The sequence below is a fragment of the Clostridium hominis genome, assembly GCF_014287825.1.
Taxonomy (GTDB): domain Bacteria; phylum Bacillota; class Clostridia; order Clostridiales; family Clostridiaceae; genus Clostridium; species Clostridium hominis.
Genome location: NZ_JACOOO010000004.1, coordinates 439,134 through 461,038, shown reverse-complemented (window position 1 = coordinate 461,038; position 21,905 = coordinate 439,134). Strand labels below are relative to the sequence as shown.

Annotated in this window: 18 protein-coding genes and 1 other annotated feature; of the genes, 16 read left to right on the top strand and 2 right to left on the bottom strand. The window is 29.9% G+C overall.

Going from position 1 to position 21,905, the window contains the following annotated elements; translation table 11 throughout:
• Positions 1-7 precede the first annotated feature (7 nt).
• On the top strand, positions 8-658 hold the full coding sequence (locus H8S20_RS03830) for a hypothetical protein (RefSeq protein ID WP_186859319.1): 651 nt from the start codon (positions 8-10) through the stop codon (positions 656-658).
• 38 nt (positions 659-696) lie between these two features.
• Here the strand turns inward: H8S20_RS03830 and H8S20_RS03825 are convergent, their stop codons facing one another.
• A complete protein-coding gene (locus tag H8S20_RS03825; RefSeq protein WP_032120017.1) occupies positions 697-1,029 on the bottom strand; it encodes a HesB-like protein in 333 nt (110 codons plus the stop codon).
• 231 nt (positions 1,030-1,260) lie between these two features.
• On the opposite strand from H8S20_RS03825, the gene H8S20_RS03820 reads away from it, so the two are divergent.
• Together H8S20_RS03820 and H8S20_RS03815 are read left to right on the top strand one after the other, a co-directional pair.
• Positions 1,261-2,010 carry a class I SAM-dependent methyltransferase gene (locus H8S20_RS03820; protein ID WP_186859418.1) on the top strand — a complete coding sequence of 250 codons (750 nt, stop codon included), beginning with the start codon at positions 1,261-1,263 and terminating at the stop codon, positions 2,008-2,010.
• 315 nt (positions 2,011-2,325) lie between these two features.
• Complete coding sequence (locus H8S20_RS03815) at positions 2,326-2,664, top strand: DUF5658 family protein (RefSeq protein ID WP_141395465.1); 339 nt, start codon at positions 2,326-2,328, stop codon at positions 2,662-2,664.
• A 60-nt stretch (positions 2,665-2,724) separates the two neighbouring features.
• Here H8S20_RS03815 and leuS read toward each other — a convergent pair whose 3' ends face one another.
• Entirely contained in the window at positions 2,725-5,175 is a 2,451-nt protein-coding gene (leuS, locus tag H8S20_RS03810; protein WP_186859318.1) for a leucine--tRNA ligase, read from the bottom strand.
• Between the two features lie 341 nt (positions 5,176-5,516).
• Positions 5,517-5,687, bottom strand: a binding site (T-box leader).
• A 192-nt stretch (positions 5,688-5,879) separates the two neighbouring features.
• Between leuS and H8S20_RS03805 the strand changes: the two genes are divergently transcribed.
• The 13 genes from H8S20_RS03805 (at position 5,880) to aroC (ending at position 21,762) form a co-directional block, all read left to right on the top strand.
• The gene (locus H8S20_RS03805; RefSeq protein ID WP_186859317.1) at positions 5,880-6,242 is read left to right on the top strand and encodes a YccF domain-containing protein; all 363 of its coding nucleotides are present in this window, start codon (positions 5,880-5,882) and stop codon (positions 6,240-6,242) included.
• A gap of 67 nt (positions 6,243-6,309) precedes the next feature.
• Positions 6,310-7,518 carry a NupC/NupG family nucleoside CNT transporter gene (locus H8S20_RS03800; protein WP_186859316.1) on the top strand — a complete coding sequence of 403 codons (1,209 nt, stop codon included), beginning with the start codon at positions 6,310-6,312 and terminating at the stop codon, positions 7,516-7,518.
• Between the two features lie 328 nt (positions 7,519-7,846).
• The gene (locus H8S20_RS03795; protein ID WP_032120011.1) at positions 7,847-8,560 is read left to right on the top strand and encodes a response regulator transcription factor; all 714 of its coding nucleotides are present in this window, start codon (positions 7,847-7,849) and stop codon (positions 8,558-8,560) included.
• A complete protein-coding gene (locus H8S20_RS03790; protein ID WP_186859315.1) occupies positions 8,535-10,772 on the top strand; it encodes a HAMP domain-containing sensor histidine kinase in 2,238 nt (745 codons plus the stop codon). Before H8S20_RS03795 ends, H8S20_RS03790 begins: the two co-directional genes overlap by 26 nt.
• A 398-nt stretch (positions 10,773-11,170) precedes the next feature.
• A complete protein-coding gene (locus H8S20_RS03785; protein ID WP_032120010.1) occupies positions 11,171-11,713 on the top strand; it encodes an NADH peroxidase in 543 nt (180 codons plus the stop codon).
• A gap of 189 nt (positions 11,714-11,902) precedes the next feature.
• Entirely contained in the window at positions 11,903-12,445 is a 543-nt protein-coding gene (locus H8S20_RS03780; protein WP_032120009.1) for an NADH peroxidase, read from the top strand.
• 368 nt (positions 12,446-12,813) lie between these two features.
• On the top strand, positions 12,814-14,619 hold the full coding sequence (locus H8S20_RS03775) for a flavocytochrome c (protein ID WP_186859314.1): 1,806 nt from the start codon (positions 12,814-12,816) through the stop codon (positions 14,617-14,619).
• Positions 14,620-14,801: 182 nt separating this feature from the next.
• Positions 14,802-15,386: a TetR/AcrR family transcriptional regulator gene (locus tag H8S20_RS03770; RefSeq protein ID WP_032119945.1), complete on the top strand. Its 585-nt coding sequence runs from the start codon at positions 14,802-14,804 to the stop codon at positions 15,384-15,386.
• A 104-nt stretch (positions 15,387-15,490) separates the two neighbouring features.
• On the top strand, positions 15,491-16,924 hold the full coding sequence (cls, locus tag H8S20_RS03765; protein ID WP_186859313.1) for a cardiolipin synthase: 1,434 nt from the start codon (positions 15,491-15,493) through the stop codon (positions 16,922-16,924).
• A gap of 405 nt (positions 16,925-17,329) precedes the next feature.
• Entirely contained in the window at positions 17,330-18,343 is a 1,014-nt protein-coding gene (gene aroF, locus H8S20_RS03760) for a 3-deoxy-7-phosphoheptulonate synthase (protein ID WP_186859312.1), read from the top strand.
• Between the two features lie 10 nt (positions 18,344-18,353).
• Positions 18,354-19,403, top strand: a complete 1,050-nt coding sequence (gene aroB / locus H8S20_RS03755; RefSeq protein WP_186859311.1) for a 3-dehydroquinate synthase — start codon at positions 18,354-18,356, stop codon at positions 19,401-19,403.
• A gap of 12 nt (positions 19,404-19,415) precedes the next feature.
• Positions 19,416-20,711: a 3-phosphoshikimate 1-carboxyvinyltransferase gene (aroA, locus tag H8S20_RS03750; protein ID WP_186859310.1), complete on the top strand. Its 1,296-nt coding sequence runs from the start codon at positions 19,416-19,418 to the stop codon at positions 20,709-20,711.
• Positions 20,689-21,762 (top strand): chorismate synthase, encoded by a 1,074-nt coding sequence (aroC, locus tag H8S20_RS03745; RefSeq protein ID WP_186859309.1) that lies wholly within the window; start codon positions 20,689-20,691, stop codon positions 21,760-21,762. The genes aroA and aroC overlap by 23 nt, the downstream gene beginning before the upstream one ends.
• Positions 21,763-21,905: the final 143 nt, after the last annotated feature.

The window sequence follows — 21,905 nt, the reverse complement described above, 5'->3', positions numbered from 1 at the left end:
GAGATTTATGAATAATAAAATAGATAAAAAGAGTAGTTGCATATTAACAATTACTTTAATCTTGTTAATCAGTCTATTGGTGAATCTTTACCAAAGTCTAACAGGAATTACGTATAAAAAAGAGCTTGGAAATGAGATATATAAAAGTATAGAAGAAGTAAGAACAAGAAATGAATCTATTTTGTTAACACTTGATGGATGTATAACATCACAAAGTATTACAAAGGAAGAGATATTAACATTATACAAGAACTATAATTTGATAAATATTGCAGAACTAAATTTATGGGAGAAATATTTAAAGAGTATAGAGGTGTCATTATTTAAGAAGGATAATAAGGTTGATTTAACAGAATCGAGTCAAAACGAAGTCTTTGCTAACATAGAAGAGTTAATATATAATCTATTGCTTAATTATATGTCAGATAATATGGATTCTATAAAGTTAGATGATAAACTATCTATGGATATTTCGGTTATGAAAGAAATATCTAATGAATTAAATAATTATATTAATAGCTTTATGGAAGAAAAATTAAGTAATTTAGAAAGCGAAGAAAAAGCGGAAAAGATGATTAGTAAAGGATATTGGATAGATATCTTAAAGGGAATAGAAGAGATAAACAGTAAGTATAAAAATTATATGTTTAAATTATAAAAATAGAGCTATTGAATTATCAATAGCTCTTATTATTTCTAGTGGTGACAACCGCCTCCACAAGAACCGCATCCACCTTCAACTTCTATAACTGGTTTTAAAGATAACCCTCTTCCACCATTTTCTTCTGAAGATAATAATTTAAATCCACCGAATTCATCGATTAATTTTGATTCAGCTATGAAAGTGATATCGTTCATAGTTTCTACTACGTCGTTTTCGTTAGCATCATCAACAGTTATGTTAAATGCTGGCCCACTACAACCAAAACCTGCTAAGTTAATTCTTATGCTGAATTTTTCTATTTCGTTATCTTGTAAAAATGATTTGAATTCGTTGTATGCTTCTTCGCTTATTATAAATTTGTTCATATTTATTCACCTCATATTATTTATATTCAAATTATATTTATAGTATACCATATTAGTCGGAAATGGCAAGAGGTTTTTTAGGTATATATTGTAAAATAATAACATCTTATAAAAGGGTTGAAATTTCTATAAATTGTAAATATAATATTTATTATGTTCGGCACAATATAAAGTGTATAATGGTATTGGGGATAAAGTTAAAGTATAAAAAATAGAAAGGGATTGTTAAGATTGAAGCCTTTTGATAGAGACTATGTCTTAAATAAAATAAAGGAATATAATAGAAAGATAAGACCTCGTAAAATTGGTGATTTTGAGATAAAGAAACTTGATGGATTGCAAGGGATTGTTCAAGGCTATTTATATGAGAAGAAGGATAGAATTAACTTAAGAATAGCTGAGTTAATTCATGAATATAATCATATCTGGATGAGATTAACACCGTTAGAAATAGAGGGGGCATATTTTGCTATAGAAAGAGCAAAGGGTAAAGTTGGAGTAGTAGGATTAGGACTTGGATATGTTGTTCAAGAGATGGCAAAGAAGGAAGACGTAGAAGAGATTATAGTTTACGAGGTTAGTAAGGATGTAATTGATTTATATAACTGTAATTTCAAAGAGAATTCTAAAATTAAAGTTATTAATATAGATGCCTTTAAGGCAGAAGCGGAAGAATTTGATTTTTTCTATGCAGATATATATGAATATAAACTAACTAGCCAGATCGTTAAAGATTATGAGGCATTTAATGAACTACACAAAATAGAGGAATATTCATTCTTTGGAATGGAACATTTTTTATTGAGTTGCAGTTATGAAGAAATAGTATGGGTGTATATACCGGAAAATTGGATGGAAATGGCTAGGGAAGCGTATGATGCATTAGAACAGTCAGATTTATTAAAATACTATAATCCATTAGATAAGGAAATAGTAAGTTCAGTATTACAAAAATTTAAAATAGTTCTCGATAAGATGTAGCGAAAGCTACATCTTTTTTTATATAGTTGTCATAAAGTAAGTTGAACTTATGAAAAAGTTGTTAAAAAATAATAATTTGTATTATTAAATTTCTTGAGCATTAGTATTAAATAGAGATAAACTTTATATATGGTTATATAATATCTTAAAGTAAGCATACTACTATATTATTGAGCAAATTTAATTAATAAAAGTTAAGTAATACTTTTATATTAAAAAAATATTCTTTCACTAATATTTAAACTGTTAGTACATATTATTTAAATTTATAAAAATGAAAGTGAGAGAGTTATGTTTTTAAAAAATAATTATTTAATGGAAAATAAATATTATAAATTAAAAGTAAACCTTAGGATATTATATGTATTAAATTTATCTGATTTGTTCTTCACAAAAATTCTTTTAGCTATAGAACCTACAATGTTTAAAGAAGCTAATATTTTTTTAGCGCCAGTAATAGATGGAGCATTACCATACTTTTTAAAGATTATAGTTTGTGGTGGCGTCCTTTATTATTGGTATTTTAGAAGTAAGGAATCAAATGAGAAGGAAATGAAAATATCAATAATCGCAAGTAGAGGATTATTGATATTTTATACACTTATAAACTTATTACATTTATTTAATATTATTCTTATTCTTTGCTTAAAATAGTTGTTAAAAATAAAAATGAGCCGAAGTAGTATTACTTCAGCTCAGAAGATTATTATAAAATTATTTAACAACTATGTTAACAAGTCTTCCTTTTATAACAATAACCTTAACTATATTTTTGCCTTCAGTAGCAGCAACTATAGCCTCATCAGCTAATGCAGCAGCCTTAATTCCTTCTTCATCTAAATCAGAGGCAACATTAATTCTGTTTTTTATCTTACCATTAACTTGGATGGCTATTTCTATTTCATCTTTAACAAGAGCTTTAGCATCGTATATTGGCCAAGCTTCGTTAAATACTGAATATTTACCAGTTAATAATGACCATTGTTCTTCAGCAAAGTGAGGAGCGAATGGAGCTAAAATCTTAATGAAGTTTTCGCAAACAGTGTTTAAGAAGTCTAAGTTTTTAACTTCTTCCTTAGTATACTTAGATAAAGCGTTTATGAATTCCATCATTCTTGCTATAGCAGTATTGAATTGCATCTTATCAGCATCTTCAGTGACTCCCTTAATAGCGTTGTTTAACCAGAAGTTTAATTCTTTCTCAGCTTTATCCATTGTAGTTTTGTTGTTTTCTCCAGATTGTATAGCTTCTCTACACATATCAAGGTATCTTTCGATTCTATCAACAAATCTAGCTACTGACTTAATACCGTCATCACTCCAAGCCCCACCTTCTGTGTAAGCAAATCCAAACATTAGATACATTCTAAATACATCTGCACCATATTCTTTAATATAATCGTCTGGAGATATAGTATTTCCTTTAGATTTAGACATCTTTAATCCATCTGGTCCTAAGATAAGTCCTTGGTGAGTTAAGCTCTTGAATGGTTCATCAAAGCTTAAGTAACCCATATCTCTTAAAGCTTTAGTTATAAATCTTGCATATAATAAATGCATACAAGCATGCTCTGGTCCACCAACATATTTGTCAACTGGAAGCATCTTATCTACTAATTCTTTATCGAATGCTTTTTCAGTATTTTTATTATCTACATATCTCATTTGATACCAAGATGAACATACGAATGTATCTAAAGTATCAACTTCTCTCTTAGCAGGCTTACCACAGCAAGGACAAGTTGTGTTTACAAACTCTTCACACTTAGCAAGTGGTGACTTACCATCTGGAGCAAATTCTACGTTGTAAGGTAATTGAACTGGAAGATCCTTTTCTGGAACTGGAACAGCACCACAATCTTCACAGTAGATTATTGGAATTGGTGCACCCCAATATCTTTGTCTTGAAACTAACCAGTCTCTTAATCTGTAATTAACTTTAGCAGTACCTAAGTTATTTTCAGCAAGTTTTGCAACTATAGCTTCTTTAGCTTCTTCAGTAGTTAAGCCATCAAATTCACCAGAGTTAACTAGTTTTCCATATTCACAGTATGGAAGTTCTATTTCTTCACCTTTTTTACTTACTATAACTCTCTCTATTGGTAAGTTGAATTTAGTAGCAAAAGCAAAGTCTCTTTCATCGTGAGCAGGAACAGCCATAACAGCACCAGTACCGTAAGTTGCAAGTACGTAGTCACCAACCCATATTGGAACCTCTTTACCATTTATAGGATTTATAGCATATGAGCCAGTGAATACACCAGTTTTTTCTCTTGATAGAGATTGTCTTTCTATATCAGATTGCTTTTTAGCTGCATCTTTATATTCTTCAACTGCATCTTTATTTTCAGCAGTAGTTAATTTGTCTACTAATTCATTTTCAGGAGCTAAAACAACATAAGTAACACCATTTAAAGTATCAACTCTAGTTGTGAATACATCAAAGCTAAGATCTGAATCCTTAACATTGAAAGTAACTTCAGCACCAGTAGATTTTCCAATCCAATGTTTTTGCATAGCAACTGTCTTTTCAGGCCAATCTAAAGTATCTAATTTTTCTAATAGCTCATCAGCATATTCAGTTATTTTGAAGAACCATTGAGTTAAGTCTTTCTTAGTAACTTCAGTTGAACATCTTTCACAAGCACCGTCAAGAACTTGCTCGTTAGCTAAAACTGTATTACAAGATGGACACCAGTTTACAGGAGCTTTCTTTCTGTAAGCTAATCCATTCTTTAATAATTGTAAGAATACCCATTGAGTCCATTTATAATATTCAGGAGTACAAGTTATAACTTCATTTTCCCAGTTAAACATTGCACCCATTGCTTTTAATTGTTCTTCCATAGTCTTGATATTCTTTTCAGTAGAATCCCAAGGATGGATACCTGTTTTAATTGCAAAGTTTTCAGCTGGTAATCCAAAGGCATCAAATCCCATTGGTTGGAATACGTTGTAGCCTTGCATCTTTTTTAATCTTGCCCATGAATCAACAGGTCCATAATTAAACCAGTGACCAGCATGTAATTGGCTTCCTGATGGATAAGAGAACATCTCTAAAACATAAAGCTTTTCACCTTCGTTATCAGGATTAAATTTATAAAGTTCTGTTTCTTCCCACTTATTTTGCCATTTTTTATCGATGGCAGTTCCGTAGTTACTCATATTTAAAACCTCCTAAAACTAGTTAATAGTTAATAATTAATAGATAATAGTTAGTGTAAAAAGATCAGTAAAGCTGACTTTTAAGATTATAATTTTAAAAACCGCATGGCAGTTTTATCAATAATTTTTAACTCTTAACTGTTAATTGTTAATTAAAATAAAAAAAGCCCTCATCTCAATTAAGAGACGAAAGGCATTGTTTCGCGGTACCACTCTTATTAAAACAATTAATAATTAGAAATGTATAATGAAAAATTAAGGAAGAAATTCTTTTGAGAATTTCTGAAAGATAATTTAAAAAACTCTTTAGAGTTTTATCATTAATTCAAAATTTTTCATTTTTAATTAATAATTAAAAAAAGTTTTCACTTAAATCCATAACGGGGACTCCGTACTTGCTTTTGACAAGTAAGCTCCAAGGCAAGTTCCTATACATTCATCACTATCTTACACCAACCGATAGCTCTCTTAAGATTAAATTATACAGTACTACTCCTTATCTTTGCATATACTATTATATATTTTTAATATTACTTTCATAAATTATATATCATATATTATATTATAGTCAAGGAAATGTGATAACTTATAGGATGGATCGCGGAATAAATTACCATATAATAAACTTATTGATATTAAAATAAAAACTTATATAATAGAAAATGTTTTGTAAAAATTTTATTAACAAAATAGGAGGTGAAAAGATGAGTTGTTTAGGAAATATAATATGGATGATATTTGGTGGATTATTTGGGGCGATAGGATGGATATTCACAGGGATATTGTGGTGTATAACTATAGTTGGAATACCGGTAGGTAAGCAATGCTTCAAAATGGCTAAGTTACAATTTGCGTCTTTTGGAAAGGAAGTTACAACAGTAAACGACAGTGGGACTAGCCTTGTTTTAAATATACTTTGGTTAATATTTGGTGGATTTGAGTTATGTATAGCAAATCTTATAAGTGCACTACTTTTATGTATAACAATAGTTGGAATACCATTCGCGGCACAGAGTTTAAAGTTAGCTAAACTATCATTAATGCCATTTGGAAAAGAAGTTAGATAGGTATATTAACATTAGTATTTGCAAATACTAATGTTAAATAATTTTGTACAAAGGAAGAGGAGATACTATGGCAATTTTAAATAGTATATTAGGAATTATTTTTATTTTTTTAGTAGCTTTCTTATTATCTAATAATAAGAAAAAAATTAATTGGAGAACTGTTATAATAGGTTTTTTAATACAATTTGGATTTGCTGTTATAGCACTAAAATGGAGTGTTGGTAAATACGTTTTAGGAAAAGTTGCATTAGGAGTTCAATCAGTAATAAATTATGCTAATGAAGGTGTAAGTTTTATTTTTGGTTCATTATCTAAAGATGGTAGTATATTTGCTGTTAATGTATTATCTGTAATTATTTTTATATCAGCAATAGTTTCTATATTATATTATTTAGGAGTTATGCAATTCGTTATAAAAATAATTGGAGGTGGATTAGCAAAACTTCTAGGAACATCAAAACTAGAAACAATATCTGCTTCAGCTAATATATTTTTAGGGCAAACAGAGGCACCACTTTTAATAAAACCATATGTTGAAAAATTAACTGAGTCAGAGCTTTTTACAGTAATGGTTGGAGGACTTGCATCAGTATCAGGATCTATATTAGTTGGATATTCATTACTTGGGATTCCTATAGAGTATCTTGTATCTGCAAGCTTTATGGCGGCTCCAGCAGGGCTAGTAATATCAAAAATAATACTACCAGAAATTAAAGAAGCAGAAGTAAATAATGAAATAGAGATGGTAAAAGATGATTCTGCTAATGTTGTTGATGCTGCAGCAAAAGGAGCTATAGATGGATTAGGGTTAGTACTTAATATAGCTGCAATTCTTTTAGCATTTGTAGCATTAATAGCTTTAGTAAATGGACTAATTGGATGGGTTGGAGGCTGGTTTGGTTTTGCAGACTTAAGCTTGCAAACTATATTAGGATATATATTCTCACCAGTGGCAGCTGTAATTGGGGTACCTTGGAATGAGGCTGTAACTGCGGGTTCATTAATAGGTCAAAAAGTAATATTAAATGAATTTGTAGCATTTACTAGTTTGTCACCATTAATGGGAACTCTATCAGCTAAAACAGTAGCCATAGTTACATTCTCACTATGTGGGTTTGCTAACATTTCATCAATAGCGATACTTATTGGTGGAATTGGGGGGATGGCTCCAAATAGAAAACATGATATTGCACGTTTAGGATGGAAGGCTGTAGCAGCAGGTACGCTTTGTAATCTTTTAAGTGCAACAATAGCAGGATTATTAATAAGCATATAGAATTAAACTTTGGTGAAGAGAAATGTTATATATATTTAAAGGCAATGCTTTCTAAAGTTAAAAAAATTTGATATTAAATATAAAAAAGTTCAGCAATTGCTGGACTTTTTGTTTTGAAAAAATTAGTTGTGAAGCGAATCCGTAACTTTTAAGAAAAACGTAATATTTATAAAAGCCTTTTGTAAAACTTATGAAGTAGTATATAAATATAGGATTGAGAAAAACGTGTTATAATTACTAGTGGAAACATCTCATTCATATTTCATGAGATGTAAGTTTAATTAACTAAATATAAAATTTAGAATTTCACTTAAGGGGTTGAATTAAATTGGTAAAAAGTAATGTTTTAGTAGTTGATGATGATAAGGAGATTGTTGATGCAATTGATATATATTTAAGAAATGAAGGTATTAATGTAATTAAGGCATATGATGGAATTCAAGCTATAGAAGCTTTAATGGAAAATGAAGTACATCTAATTTTGATGGATATAATGATGCCTAAGATGGATGGACTTAGAACAACTATGAAGATAAGAGAAGAGAAGAATATTCCTATTATATTAATATCGGCAAAGTCAGAGGATACAGATAAAATATTAGGGCTAAATATGGGGGCAGATGATTATATAACTAAGCCTTTTAATCCATTAGAAATGATAGCTAGAGTTAAATCACAGCTTAGAAGATATACTATGCTTGGAAATTTTGGAGTATCACAACAAAAGGAAGAGTCTAATTCAATAATTGGTAGTGGAGGTTTGTCGCTGAATCTTGATACTAAAGAAGTAATAGTAGATGGAGAGGTAATTAAAGTTACAGCTACTGAGTTTGGAATACTAGAACTGCTTTTAAGAAATCAGGGAAGAGTATTTTCAATAGATGAAATATATGAAAAGGTATGGAAAGAACCAAGCTACAATGCTGAAAATACAGTAGCGGTTCATATTAGAAGAATTAGAGAAAAAATTGAGATTAATCCTAAAGATCCAAAATATTTAAAGGTGGTGTGGGGAATTGGATACAAAATTGAAAAGTATTAAAAGCAAGTACTCAAGTTTTATAATATATATATTAATCCTTATATTAGTATCAACAATAATTTTATCAGTATTTGATATTAAGGATAACTTAAAATATATATCTCCAAAGGATAAATTTTTAAGAACAGATATGTATAATGAAATAGATAGTTACGTTCGAAGTGCTATTGACTACGCATTATATTATAAGTCAGAAGACTATATTAAGAATGTAAATAATATAACGGCAAATGATATGGATATATGTAGAGCTGAGATTGAAGAGAAGATTAATAGTGAGATTGATGATGCTATTAACAATTTATATAACAGCAACAGTTTCAATGACTTAGAATATGATGCTAGAGAAAAAAGGTTAGAAGAGGAAGAACAAAAAGTTAGAGAGAAATACAATCTTACTGAAGAAGAGTTTACAGCATATATAATAGAAAGAAAAATTAATAGTTATAATAATTTAAGTAATGAGTTAAGTTCTTATAAAAATCTTAATTTTAGCGCTTATGATGAAACTACTAAGAAGTGGATTATTAATGAACAAAATGATATTGGAAGTCTAAAGGCTAATGGTAGATTTTTTGAAACTGTAAATATTTCGCCAAATGGGAATGTAACAGTTGATATGTTTGTAGAAGGAAAAGCAGTTAAAGAAAAAGATTTATATAATTATTATCCATATGAATATAAATATTACGATACTGAAACAGAAGTAAGCACTAGCTATAATTATATAAATAATACAGCAAAAAATCATGATATTACAATATATGTATGGATGCCGAAGCAGATTGTTAAAGGTGATTCAATATATAGTGTGTGGAATGATTTAATAAGTAACAGAAATAGACTTTTAGGAAATATGTTAATATTAAGTATTGCATTATTAATGAGTGCAGTAATATTAAATATATTAAAAAAGAAGAAACTTGATAGTTTATATATAAATAATATTTTAAGTAAGATAAAAAAATATCCGATAGAATATAAGGTTGGAGCGGGAATATTATCATGGCTAGTTTGGTTAGTGAGTAGACATGGATATTATTATAGCGGATATATTTCAAGATTAACAGTTAGAGGAATTATATCTATGTCAATTCTTTTGGCTATATGGTATCTGATATTTAAAGACTTATATTCAAACTATAAAGATGGAACTTTATTAAAAAATAATATCAGTAAAAAGTTATGGGATAACCTTCAAGTATTAATGAAAAATGGATCAATATTTAGAAGTATTTTATTAATGTTTTTAATATATGGAGCTATAGGCGGGATATTATTATTTATGGCAGCAGTATTCTGGGAGTTGTTTTGGATATTCTTTATTGCAGGAATAATACTTACAATAGTATTTATTGTAGTAGGGCTTAAAAAGTTAGCATATCTAGAAAAGATAATGGATGGAGCTAAAGATGGGGCTGAAGGAAGATTAACTTATAAGATTGAAGAAAAAGGTCAAGGAAGATTTACAGACTTAGCTCATAATATCAATAATATGAAAGAAGGCTTAAGAGAATCTATTCAGAAGGAAGTTAAAAGTGAAAGAATGAAGACAGAGCTTATAACAAACGTATCTCATGATTTAAAGACACCATTAACTTCAATAATAAATTATATTGATCTTTTAAAGAGAGAAAATATAGAGCCGGAAGAGGCGAGGGATTACATTAATGTACTTGATAATAAGGCGCAGAGATTAAAAGTGTTAATTGAAGATTTATTTGAAGCATCAAAAGCTGCTAGTGGAGCAATGGAATTAAATGTTGAAAAAATTGAAATAGTTCAATTGCTTAAACAAGTACTAGGTGAGAATGATGAGAGAATAAGTCAGAATGGATTGAACTTAAAAGTAAATACTCCAGAAGAAAAGATATATATTAAAGGTGATGGAAAGAGGTTATATAGAGTTTTTGAAAATTTAATTTCAAATGTTATAAAATACTCACTTACTAACACTAGAGTATATATAGATGTTATTAAGGAAGATGAAAATGTAAAAATAGTAATGAAAAATATTGCTGCCTATGAATTAAACTTTGATGTTAATGAGATAACAGAAAGATTTAAGAGAGCAGATGAAGCGCGTACTAGCGAAGGTTCAGGATTAGGGCTTGCTATAGCAAAGAGTATAGTAGAGCTTCATGGAGGAAATTTTGAGATAGAGATAGACGGAGATTTATTTAAATCAATAATAGTATTGAAATGTGATTAAAGTGTGATACTACAAAAAGTCAGTTAAAAAAACACAAGCTTATTATTAAGTAATAATTACTATTAGATAATAAAAGAGTAAAAATATAAATAAAATACTACTAGTAAATTACTAGTAGTATTTTATTTTGAGTAAATGATAATATTATCATTTGATAAGAAATATCAAAGAAGAAATGTGTAAAGTAAGTTATATCAATAATTGATACTTATTATCAATTAGAAGAAAAATGAAAAAATAATAAAAAATTTTTTAAAAAAGGCTTGCAATTAATAATAATTATTATATAATAATAAATGTAAGGTGCATTAAGCACTGCAGATTAAAACTATAAGATAAAGAGTATAAGATATTAGAAATATATAAATAAATGTTTGAATCAATAGGAGGATTTAATTATGAAGAAGTTTGTATGTACAGTATGTGGATATGTTCATGAAGGAGAAGTTGCACCAGAAGTATGTCCATTATGTGGTGTTGGAGCTGATAAATTTAAAGTTCAAGAAGGAAACTTAATGTGGGCTTGTGAGCACGAAGTAGGAGTTGCACAAGGATCACCAGAAGATATAATGGCTGACTTAAGAGCTAACTTTGAAGGAGAATGTTGTGAAGTAGGAATGTATTTAGCAATGTCAAGAGTAGCACATAGAGAAGGTTACCCAGAAATCGGTCTTTACTGGGAAAAAGCAGCTTTAGAAGAAGCAGAACATGCAGCTAAGTTTGCTGAATTATTAGGAGAAGTTGTTACAAGCTCAACTAAGAAGAACTTAGAATTAAGAATCGCTGCAGAAAACGGAGCTACTGAAGGTAAATTCGATTTAGCTAAGAGAGCTAAGATTGCTAACTTAGATGCTATCCATGACACAGTTCATGAAATGGCTAAAGATGAAGCTAGACACGGAAAAGCTTTCGAAGGTTTATTAAACAGATACTTCGGATAAGGGATATTCCAAAGTTAAATTTGGATAATGGAACTTATGTCTACGAATGTATATGAGTAACGAGTTTTACTTGGATCATTTGTGATAATATTGAAAATTGACCAATAGAATATTTACTTTGTTAAATTATGCTATATAATAAAGATATAGAAAAATATATTTAATTGTTGAAAAATGGAGGAGTTAATTATGAAGAAATTTGTATGTACAGTATGTGGATATGTTCATGAAGGAGAAGCTGCACCAGCAGAATGTCCAGTATGTCACGTTGGAGCTGATAAATTCAAAGAACAAGGTGAAGGATTAAACTGGGCTTGTGAGCACGAAGTAGGAGTTGCACAAGGATCACCAGAAGATATAATGGCTGACTTAAGAGCTAACTTTGAAGGAGAATGTTGTGAAGTAGGAATGTACTTAGCAATGTCAAGAGTAGCACACAGAGAAGGTTACCCAGAAATCGGTCTTTACTGGGAAAAAGCAGCTTTAGAAGAAGCAGAACATGCAGCTAAGTTTGCTGAATTATTAGGAGAAGTTGTTACAAGCTCAACTAAGAAGAACTTAGAATTAAGAATCGCTGCAGAAAACGGAGCTACTGAAGGTAAATTCGATTTAGCTAAGAGAGCTAAGATTGCTAACTTAGATGCTATCCATGACACAGTTCATGAAATGGCTAAAGATGAAGCTAGACACGGAAAAGCTTTCGAAGGTTTATTAAACAGATACTTCGGATAAGAGAGATTCCAAATTTAAATTTGGATAATCGAACTTACACCTACGAGTGTGTACAAGTAGTGTGTTTCATTTAAAATGAAATCTAATAATATATACAAAACAAAACCTATCATAAAAATAGAAAACAAAAACTAGAAGATGAGAGTCTTCTAGTTTTTTTTATTTCAAGTATTATTTTATTTTTAACAATATTTAAATGTGATGTAAATTCGTAAGATAATAAAAATTAAAATGTAAAATGCTTTCACAAACAATATAAAGAAAAAAATGGATTATATAGAAAAAATAGTTGACTATGATTGTTAAATATAATACTCTGTTATAGAACAAGTTTTAGAACGTGTTCTATATTAGAGGGGGGACTACTGATGAAAAGAAAAAAATTAAGCACTGTAATTATTAGTGCACTAATGACTTTAACTATTGCTACAAGTTTAGTTGGTTGTGGCGAAAAATCAACTGCAGATGATTCTGCTATTACTTTTAAGGCGGGTACTTATGAAGCCACAGCTAAAGGGCATAATGCAGATCTAAAATTATCTGTTACTGTTGATGAGACATCTATTAAGGAGATAAATATTCTAGAACATAATGAATCTCCAGGAATTTCAGATCCAGCATTTGATAAAGTTCCAAGTGAAATAATTGATACTCAAAGTGTAAACGTAGATACTATTTCAGGAGCTACAGTTTCAAGTATGGCTATAATAACAGCTGTAACAGAAGCTCTTAAGCAATCAGGAGTAGATATAGATGCTTTAAATAAAAGAGCAGAGAGTAATGAAGTTGCAGTAGAAGATATTGAAAAGACTACTGATGTTCTTGTGATTGGTGCGGGAGGAGCTGGTATGGCTGCTGCAGTTACAGCACATCAAAATGGAGCAGAAGTATTAATAATTGAAAAAATGGGTAAGGTTGGAGGAAATACAATGATTTCAGGTACTGCGTATAATGCTGCAGACCCAATCAGACAATCAGCTCAAGGTATAGAGGATTCACCAGAAAAACATTATGAGCAAACTTTATCTGGAGGAGATAATTTAGGAAATCCAGAGTTAGTAAAGGTTCTTACTGATAATGCTTATTCAGGTATTGAATGGCTTGAAAGCTTAGGAATGCAATTTAAAGATGAAGTATTTACTGTTTTAGGTGGTTTATGGCCAAGAGCTCATAAACCAGTTTTACCATTAGGTACAGGGTACTTTGAACAAGCATATATGCCATATTTAGAAGAGAATAATGTTGAAGTTATGTTAGAAACTAAAGCTACTGAGCTTATTGTAGAAGATGGAAAAGTAGTTGGTGTTATGGCTGAAGGTTCTAAAGGCAATAAAGTAACTATAAAAGCAAATAACGGTGTAATATTAGCTACTGGTGGATTTGGTGCTAATGTTGAAATGAGACAAGAATACGATGGGATTTGGGGAACTTTAGATAATTCAATAGGAACTACAAATCATCCAGGAGCTACTGGGGACGGTGTTGTTATGGCTGAAGCTATAGGAGCAGAATTAGTAGGGATGGATAAGATTCAATTATTACCAATGGGTGATCCTGAAACAGGAAGCCTTACAGGTAATATAGAACAAGGTGTTGAAGATCGTATCTTTATAAACAAAGAAGGTAACAGATTTGTTGATGAAGGTGAACGTAGAGACGTTATGACTAAAGCTTTATTTGAACAAACTGATGACTTTATGTGGATAGTTGTTGATCAACATTCATATCCAACAGGAGATACTAAAAATAACTTCAATGAAACTATAGACGAGTTAGTTGAAGCAGGAAGAGCTTATAAAGCAGATACTTTAGAAGAGTTAGCTGAAATGATGGGTGTAGATAAAGATAATTTTATAAATGCTGTTAATAAATTTAACGAAGCTGTTGATGGTGCTGAAGATGAGTTTGGCAGAACATTATTTGCTAATAAAATAGATACTGCACCATTCTATGCTGCATCTAGAAAACCAACAGTTCACCATACAATGGGTGGAGTTAAGATTAATACTAACGCTGAAGTAGTTAATACAGATGGAAATGTTATATCAGGATTATTTGCTGCTGGAGAAGTAACTGGAGGAATCCATGGGTCAAATAGATTAGGTGGTAATGCGCTTGCAGATATAACTGTATTTGGAAGAATAGCAGGAGAAAATGCTGCTAAAGCAAAATAATAAGTTTATAAGCAAATAATAATTAATCCCCTAAAATTGATTATTATTATAGAGACCATAGAAGGTTACTTCTATGGTCTAATTTATTATTAATAGAAAGAGAAAGTGGTACTTATAGATGGCTTATGTTAAAATAGTATAAAATATTAAATTGAATATAATAGCATTTTAGGAGTAAGGATATGAGTAAAACCACTAAAAAGCAAATTGAAAAAAGAAATGAAATAATAGAAGCTGCAAAAAGAATTATGGATGAAGTAGGGTTTGAGAATGTTACTGTGAGATCAATTTGTAAGGCAGCTAATATTTCCATAGGAACTTTTTATCATTACTTTAATGACAAGGGAGATATAATAATTCAGTTATATACAAGTGTTGATGAATATCTTAAAGAAATAGAAAAAGAGAAGTTAAGTGATGAAGATGAATTAAAAAATATAATTACACTCTCAGAGGAATATGGTAAGTTTGTATCAGATAGTGGATTAATTATAGCTAAACAAATATTTTCAGCATCCATTAATACTGAATCTAATCAGATATATAGATCCAAGGAAAGAGATATAAATAGGATTATTGTTGATATAGTAAAAAGAGCTGAGGATAAAAAGCAAATTAATTCTAAATTTGGTGTAGACGAGATTTCTAATATGATACTAATTAATATTAGGGGAATTGTTTTTGATTGGTGTAAATTTCATGGACAATATGACTTAGCTACACAAATGAAGAATAATATAAGTATATTTGTTAATGGTATTAAATAGATAACAATATATACTAATTTGAAGTAGTGATACTTTTTAGTATCAAAATCCAAGATAACATATAATATTGATTATATAAGCATAACAAGGGAGTTGGTGAAGGAGTGGGAGCGTACATATTTTTTGTTGCATTAATATTTCTTATAAATATTATATTAGTTTTTTCTTTGATATTTATTGAGAGGAAAGAGCCTGATACAACATGGGCATGGTTATTAATATTATTGATACTTCCAGGTATAGGCTTTGTAATATATTTAACGCTAGGACAGAACTTAAGTAGACAAAAATTATTTAGGGAGAAAAAGATAATAGATAAAGTTAAGACGAAGGTGGTAAAAGAAAAACACGAATCCTCTAAAAAGGATGATAAAAAATTCATAGATAATTATAAGAGCTTAATACTTATGAATTATAATCATTCAGGATCAATATTTACTAATGGAAATGATGTTAAAACATATATAAATGGAGAGGATAAATTTAGAGATTTATTTAATGACATAAGAGAAGCTAAAAAATTTATACATATAGAGTACTACATTTTTAGATTTGATGATTTAGGAAAAGCTTTAATAAATGAATTAAAGTTAAAAGTTGAAGAAGGTGTAGAAGTAAGATTTTTAGTTGATGGAATGGGATCTAAAAGCCTTAAGAAAAAAGAAATAAGGTATATTGAAAGTATAGGAATAAAGTTTTCAGTATTTTTCCCTGGGATTTTACCCCACATAAATACTCGTATAAACTATAGAAACCATAGAAAGATAGTTGTAATAGATGGTGAAATAGGTTATGTTGGTGGTTTCAATGTAGGAAATGAGTATGTAAATAGAGGAAAGCAGTTTGAGTTTTGGAGAGATACCCATATAAGAGTCCAAGGTGAGGCTGTAAATGAATTAAATAAGAGATTCCTCTTAGATTGGGATTATGCAGCAGAAGAGAATATTAATGATATGACTGAGTTTTTCCCAGAGCATGCTACTCATGGTGATGTAGGAATGCAAATAGTATCTTCAGGACCAGACCATATGGAAGAGTATATAAAAAATGCATATATGAAAATTATTAATGATGCTAAAGATTATGTATATATTCAAACTCCATATTTAGTTCCAGATGGTCCAGTTATAGAGGCATTAAAAATATGTGCATTATCTGGAGTTGATGTAAGGATAATGGTTCCAGGAAAACCAGATCACTTTTTTATGGAGTGGATGTTAAGTGCTAATATTGGGTTGTTAATTGATTATGGAATTAAGTTTTATAGATATCAAAAAGGATTTATACATGCAAAAACTATAGTATCAGATGGAAAAGTGTGTAGTATTGGTACAGCTAATCTAGATATAAGAAGCTTTAAATTGAATTTTGAAGTGAATGCTATTATGTACAATGAGGAAATATCAAAAGAACAAGAAAGTATATTCTATAAAGACCAAGAAAAATGTAAACTTGTAACAAAGCATGAATATGATAATAGAAGTAGATCGCTTAGAATTAAAGAGTCATTAATAAGATTAATCGCTCCAATTTTATAAAATGTCTGTTGACAATATGGTTAAAATTGGTATAATTAACACAAGAGAAAAAAGATTAAAAGGAATCTAATTACTAACTGTGTTCGAATGAGTACACTTACAGTGTAACTTTAAGAAGGCAAATCATAAATTTTGAATTTTACTTAAAGAGGTATTATTATGGAAGGGTTAAGAAAAGAATTATTTGCAAAATTATATAGCTATTTTTACTTTTTTATGTTCTGGGGCTTTTATTTTAGCGCTGGCTATTTCTTTTGCACAAATAAATATAATTCTATCTTAATGGGAGTATAATAATAGCACACAATTTTTATAATTCTATATAAATAAGTGTTAATAATTTTGTTATATAAAGAGAACTCATTAAGAGTTCTCTTTTTTATTTTAAAAAGGGGGCAATTAAAAATGGTAGTAATTTTAAAACCAAAAACAAGCACAGAGGAAATTAATAAATTAACTAGGGACCTAGAGTCAAAAGGAGTTACAGTTAATCCTGTAATCGGAACAGAACTTATCATTTTAGGATTAGTAGGAGATACAAGTAAGCTAGATCCATGTTATATTGAGGCTAATCCTTATGTAGAAAGGGTAATGCATGTTCAAGAGCATTTCAAGAAAGCAAATAGAATGTTCCATCCAGAAGATAGTATTATAGATGTAAATGGAAATACTATTGGTGGAAGAAAAATTTCTGTAATAGCAGGACCTTGTTCAGTAGAGACTGAAGAGCAAATAATAACTGTGGCGAAAGATGTTAAGAAATATGGGGCAAGTTTCTTAAGAGGGGGAGCCTTCAAGCCAAGGACTTCACCTTATAGTTTCCAAGGTTTAAAATATGATGGATTAGAATTATTAAAAATAGCGAGGGAACAAACAGGATTACCTATAGTTACAGAGATAATGTCACCTTATGATATAGAGGTATTTAATGAAAATGTAGATGTTATTCAAGTTGGAGCAAGAAATATGCAAAATTTCGATCTATTAAAGGAACTTGGTAAAACAAATAAAACAATACTTTTAAAGAGAGGGCTATCAGCTACAATAGAAGAGTTACTTATGAGTGCTGAATATATAATGGCTGGTGGCAATGAAAATGTAATTCTTTGTGAAAGAGGAATAAGGACATTTGAAACTTACACTAGAAATACTTTAGACTTAAGTGCTATACCTGCAATTAAAAAGTTAAGCCATTTACCTGTAATAGTAGATCCTAGTCATGCGGCAGGAAAATGGTGGATGGTTGAACCTTTAGCAAAAGCTGCAGTTGCAGTAGGTGCAGATGGGCTTATAATAGAAGTACACAATGATCCACAAAAGGCATGGTGTGATGGACAACAATCAATTAAGCCAGAATTATTCAGCAATATTATGGATGACTTAAGAATTATTGCTGAAGCAGTTGGAAGAGAGATTTAGGAGGAACAAAATGGAGTTAGTTGTTGATTTAGGTGAGAGAAGTTATCCCATTATAATAGAGGATGGATTATTAGATAGAGTTGATGTTGAGATAAAGAAGGTTTTCAATGGTAATAAGATATTTATATTAACTGATGAGAATGTAAATAAGTATTATGGAGATGCTATTGAGTCAAAGCTTAAAGATGTTAAATATGAAGTAAGAAAATATGTTTTACCTGCAGGAGAGGAAACTAAGAGCTTCTTTACTTTACCAAAAGTTTATAATGAATTATTAGATTTTAATCTTACTAGAAGTGATTTAATAATTACTTTAGGTGGAGGAGTGATTGGAGATCTTGGAGGCTTTGTTGCATCAACTTATCTTAGAGGAGTTAGCTTTGTTCAAATACCAACATCTCTTTTAGCTCAAGTTGATAGTAGTGTTGGTGGTAAGGTGGCTGTTGACTTAGAAAAAGGAAAAAATCTTGTAGGTAGTTTTTATCATCCTAAATCAGTACTAATAGATCCATTAGTGTTAAGAACATTAGATAAGAGATTTTTAATTGATGGAATGGCAGAAGTTATTAAGTATGGATGTATAAAAGATAAAGAACTTTTTAAATATCTTGAAAGCATTCATGATTATAATGAATTAATCAACAATATTGGAACTATTATCCACAGGTGTTGCGATATAAAAAAGGAAGTTGTGGAAAAGGATGAGAGAGATAATGGGGAAAGAATGTTATTAAACTTTGGCCATACCATAGGCCATGCAATAGAGCAATATTATAATTATTCTAAATATACTCATGGAGAAGCTGTGGCTATAGGAATGTATAATATTTCGCTTGTAAGTGAAGAACATGGGCTAACAAAAGTAGGAACAAGTGAAAATATAAAGAGCATTTTAGAGAAGTATGAGCTTCCATATAAGCTAGATATTAATATAGAAGATATTTTAGATACTATGAATTTAGATAAAAAGAAGTTAGGTAAAAAGTTAAACTTAATTACTTTAAAGGAAATAGGGACGTCTGAAATTTATAAAACTACAAATGAGTTTTTCAAAAAGTAAAGGTGAGGTACTATGGCAGATTTAAAAGTATATACATCAAAGTTAGAGGGAAGTGTAAAAGTACCTCCTTCTAAGAGTATGGCCCATAGAGCAATAATTTGTGCAAGTCTTAGTGATGGGAAAAGTAAAATTAACAATATAGATTATTCAGATGATATTATTGCAACTATAGAAGGAATGAGATCTTTAGGGGCTAATATAATTCAAGATAATGATAGCTTAGAGATAGATGGTATATATTCATCTACTGTAGGAAAAAGAGAAGAAAGAGTTATAGATTGTAATGAATCAGGATCTACATTAAGGTTTTTAATTCCTATATCTTTATTGGTTCCAGGTAAAAGTAAATTTATAGGAAGAGGTAACTTAGGAAAGAGACCTTTAAACACTTATTATGAAATATTTGATAAACAAGGTATTGAATATTCTTATGAAGAAGAAAATCTTAATCTTAATATAGAAGGAAGATTAAAAGGTGGAGAGTTTTATGTAAAAGGAAATGTAAGCTCACAATTTATTACTGGATTATTATTTACACTTCCTTTATTAAAAGAAGATTCTAAGATTATTATAACTACAGATATGGAATCAAAAGGTTATATTGATTTAACATTATCAGCTATGAAAGATTTTGGGGTAGAGATAATTAATAATGATTATAAGGAGTTTATTATTAAAGGAAATCAAAAATATATTTCTAGAAAATATAGAGTTGAGGGAGACTATTCTCAGGGAGCATTTTTCTTATGTGCAAATGCTTTAGGAAATAATATTGAAGTACAAGATTTATCATTAAATTCTCTTCAAGGAGATAAAGAAGTAGTAGATATATTAGAGAGAATGGGCGTTAAATTTATAAACTCTGAAAATGGTATTAAAAATGAAGTTAGTAATATAATAAATTCTACAATAATAGATGGTTCTCAATGTCCAGATATAATACCAGTACTTGCTGCAACAGCTTCTTTAGCTAAAGGGAGAACAGAAATAATAAATGCAGGAAGACTTAGAATTAAAGAGTGTGATAGATTAGCTGCTGTAAATAGCGAGTTATCAAAGCTTGGTGTAAATATAATAGAAAAAGAAGATGGATTAATTATAGATGGCGTTGATAGCTTAGAAGGTGGAATAGAAGTGTGGAGTCATAAGGATCATAGGATTGCAATGACATTAGCGATAGTTGCTACTAGATGTAAAAATCCTATAATTATAAAAGATTATGAATGCATAGCCAAATCTTATCCAAAGTTTTTTGAAGACTATAAGATGTTAGGAGGTAAAGTAGATGAGTGGAATGTGGGGAAATAAAATAAAGGTATCAATATTTGGAGAATCTCATGGAAATGCCATAGGGATAAATATTGATGGATTGCCTAGTGGATTAGAACTAAATTTAGATGATATAGCTTATGAAATGAGAAGAAGAGCTCCAGGTAAAAGTCCATTATCTACTGCAAGAAGTGAAGATGATATTCCAGAAATATTAAGTGGATATTTTAATGGAAAAACTACAGGTACACCTCTTTGCGCGATTATAAGAAATACCAATACAAGATCAAAGGATTATAGTCTTTTAAAAGATGTAATGAGACCTGGTCATGCCGATTATAGTGGGAATATAAGATATAATGGCTTTAATGATTATAGAGGTGGAGGACATTTTTCTGGAAGAATAACGGCACCATTAGTTTTTGCAGGTGCTGTATGTAAACAAATATTAAAAGAAAAAGGGATAATAGTAGCTGCTCATGTTAAGTCAATAAAGAATGTTAAAGATAAGAGTTTTATTGATTCAACTTTAGATTTGAATTACTTAAATTCGCTAAAAAGTTTTGAATTGCCTTTAATAGATAAAAGTATTGAGGAAAATATGAGAAAAGAGATATTAGAGGCAAAAGAAGATATGGATTCAGTAGGAGGAACTATTGAATGTGGAGTATTTGGAATAAGTGCTGGTGTAGGAAATCCATTTTTTGATTCAGTAGAATCTACTTTAGCTCACCTTTTATTTTCAGTACCAGCAGTTAAAGGTGTTGAATTTGGAAGAGGATTTGAACTGACTAGTATGAGAGGCTCAGAAGCAAATGATGAGATATATTATGAAGGTGGAGTAGTAAAGACTAAAACTAATAATAATGGTGGAATATTAGGGGGAATAACTAACGGTATGCCTATAATATTCACTACTGCAATAAAACCAACTTCATCAATTGGCAAGAAGCAAAATACAATTAATATAGGCAGTAAAGAAAATACTATACTAAAGGTTGAAGGAAGACACGATCCTTGTATAGTACAAAGAGCTATTCCGGTAATAGAAGCAGTTACAGCTATAGCAATTTGTGAGTTACTATCGTAAGGAGAAATATGCCTTCGCCAGAGAAATGTTAGCTACGCTAAGAGAAATATACACTGCGTGTAGAGAGATATACCTTAAGTGGAGAAATATTACTTTTAACTAAGAGAAATATGTGCTAGGGCGCATAGAAGTGTGAGGTGGAG